Annotated in this window: 3 protein-coding genes; all 3 read left to right on the top strand. The window is 46.6% G+C overall.

Annotated features, from left to right (window positions below):
- The first annotated feature begins 135 nt into the window (after window positions 1–135).
- Entirely contained in the window at window positions 136–747 is a 612-nt protein-coding gene (locus KJS58_RS24670) for a DUF2239 family protein (RefSeq protein WP_191805079.1), read from the top strand.
- A 170-nt stretch (window positions 748–917) separates the two neighbouring features.
- A complete protein-coding gene (locus tag KJS58_RS24665; protein WP_225229572.1) occupies window positions 918–1,256 on the top strand; it encodes a DUF1330 domain-containing protein in 339 nt (112 codons plus the stop codon).
- An 18-nt stretch (window positions 1,257–1,274) separates the two neighbouring features.
- On the top strand, window positions 1,275–2,165 hold the full coding sequence (locus tag KJS58_RS24660; RefSeq protein WP_191805083.1) for an alpha/beta fold hydrolase: 891 nt from the start codon (window positions 1,275–1,277) through the stop codon (window positions 2,163–2,165).
- Window positions 2,166–2,476 lie beyond the last annotated feature (311 nt).

Genomic DNA, 2,476 nt, shown 5'->3' with positions numbered 1-2,476 from the left:
GGGGTGTCTCTTAGACCGTGTCTTTTGCACTTAACCCCTCCATAACAAATAATAAATCATATTTTACCCGGGTAATATTGACTTCTTATTTTATCCGGGTAAAATTATTAAGGTATTCAAAGGAGGATGTACAAAATGAGAGATAGTCAAACGAATGTATACTGTACAGCATTTCTGGGTGTGAGAATCGTCGCCAGCGGTACGTTACGGCACGTTGTTTCTACAGTGAAGGATGCATTGGATGAGGGAGACCTCGCACAGCTGCTTATATTTGACGATACCACGGGGAAACAAATAGATGTTGATTTTCGTGGGGAGACAAATGACGTGCTCTTACGATTAGGAGAACCGTTCGGTGACTTGTCAGGTACCGAAATGAATCATCAACCTACACGGCGGGTCGGTCGACCTAAGCTGGGGGTTGTATCCGGTGAGGTTACGTTATTGCCACAGGATTGGGAATGGTTAAAGAGTCAACCTGGAGGAGCATCGGTAACATTACGAAAACTCGTTGGTGAGGCTCGCCGTGCTGGAGGAAAACAGAGTAAGATACGAGAGGCACAAGAAGCAACATATAACTTTATGACAGCTATGGCTGGGAACTTCCATCAATATGAAGAAGCTCTGCGTGCACTGTATGCTGGTGATTTGGATCGTTTTTACCACTTCATCGATGACTGGACACCTGATATCAGAAACCATATCAAAAAATTAGCCTCTAATTCATTCCCTGAAGGGGACTTATAAAAGAAAGCATCTGTAGACATATAGAATTTAATTTGGAATAAAGAGAAAACCACGAAAGGAGCTTCGCTATGACAGAGTTTAAAGCTATTCGCTATATCGAACCATCACAACACGCTGGCAAGAGGTTTATACAGCGAGGCATTGAGGGCAGCATCGTTATGTTGAACCTGATGCGTTTTCGTGATGTTGCCGATTATACAGCCAATCCTGAACTAACACCGGAGGTCCCAATCAGCGGTGCCGAAGCTTTCAACCGCTATATTGATCACACCCTCCCATTTCTCCGTGAAAGCGGAGGTGAAATTATGTTTCTTGGCGATGGCGGAGAGTTTCTTATCGGGCCCGAAGATGAAAGATGGGACCTTGTCATGATTATCCGTCAGAGCAGCGCGCAGTCGTTTCTTGCTTTTCCAAGTCATCAAGAGTACATGGCCGGTATAGGGCATCGCACTGCAGCGATCGAAGATTCACGCCTTCTACCTATGACAGAACTTCCGACAATAAAATAAAAGGAGAAGAACATTATTATGAACATTCTGAAAGTCAACAACATCGATTTGGCCTATGACAGTTTCGGTAACGAAAATGACGAGGCTATTATCCTTATCGCCGGGCTTGGAACCCAGATGATCCGATGGTCGGATTCGTTTTGTCGGATATTAGCAGCGAAGGGCTTTCGTGTAATCCGCTTTGACAATCGCGACGTAGGTTGCTCGACACACTTTAGCCATTATCCGACACTGGATTTCAACGCACTGGCGACTGCTCTCATGTCGGGACAGCGACCAGACATCCCTTACACTCTCTATGATATGTCCAAAGACGCTATTGGACTGCTCGACGCCCTATCAATTGACCGAGCACATTTCGTTGGCAGGTCGATGGGCGGAATGATCGCCCAGATTATAGCCAGTGAGTATCCTGAACGGGTTTTATCACTCACATCCATTATGTCCAGCACCGGTAATCCTGCTCTTCCGCAAACTTCCCCAGAAATTATGGCGATGATGACTAAACCGGCGCCGAACCCATTTGAGGATGAAGCAGGATTTTTGGCGCAAAAACTCTCTTTTGCCAAACGCATCGCCGGCACCGGTTATCCGTTTGAAGAGGATTCTTATCGGGCGCTCATTCTGGAGGAAATCCAGCGAGACTACGATCCAGGCAGTGTCGGACGACAAATTGCTGCTATGGCTGTCGCCGGTGACCGTCGTCCGCGGCTTGCGACCATAAAAGTACCAGTACTTGTAATTCATGGGGTAGACGATCCCCTGATTCTACCGGCGTGTGGCGAAGACACGGCTACTGCCATCCCTGGGGCCGAGCTAATGTTGGTGGACGGTATGGGACACGACATTCCGCACCAATTGTACAAAGTAATCGCTGATGGCATAGAGCGAACGGCTCGTCGCAATTGACAGTGCTTCCTGAATAGTAAACAGCCGGATCCTGCGGCGTCCAATAGGGCTGAGTAGGCCCAGGGACGGAGGGTTGATCAGTGTAATCCAGCGGTACCATTGGAACAGTTGTTAAAACAGATCCATATCATCAATTAATGAGGCTTCCTAATAGAGACTCCATCTGAACGTATATTTGGTATCGATTAAAAAAGCGCCGATTTCACGATAACATCGTGAGCCGGCGCTTTTTCTGTGGAGATTTTTCAAACAGAAGATGGACAGATTCAGAATCGAATTATTCAAGTGATTTTTGTTAAACTAACCTGCCC

The organism is Paenibacillus sp. J45TS6 (assembly GCF_018403285.1).
In the GTDB taxonomy this organism is placed as follows: Bacteria; Bacillota; Bacilli; order Paenibacillales; family Paenibacillaceae; genus Paenibacillus.
Note: the sequence above shows the minus strand (reverse complement) of the source record. Positions and strands in the feature narration are given on the sequence as shown.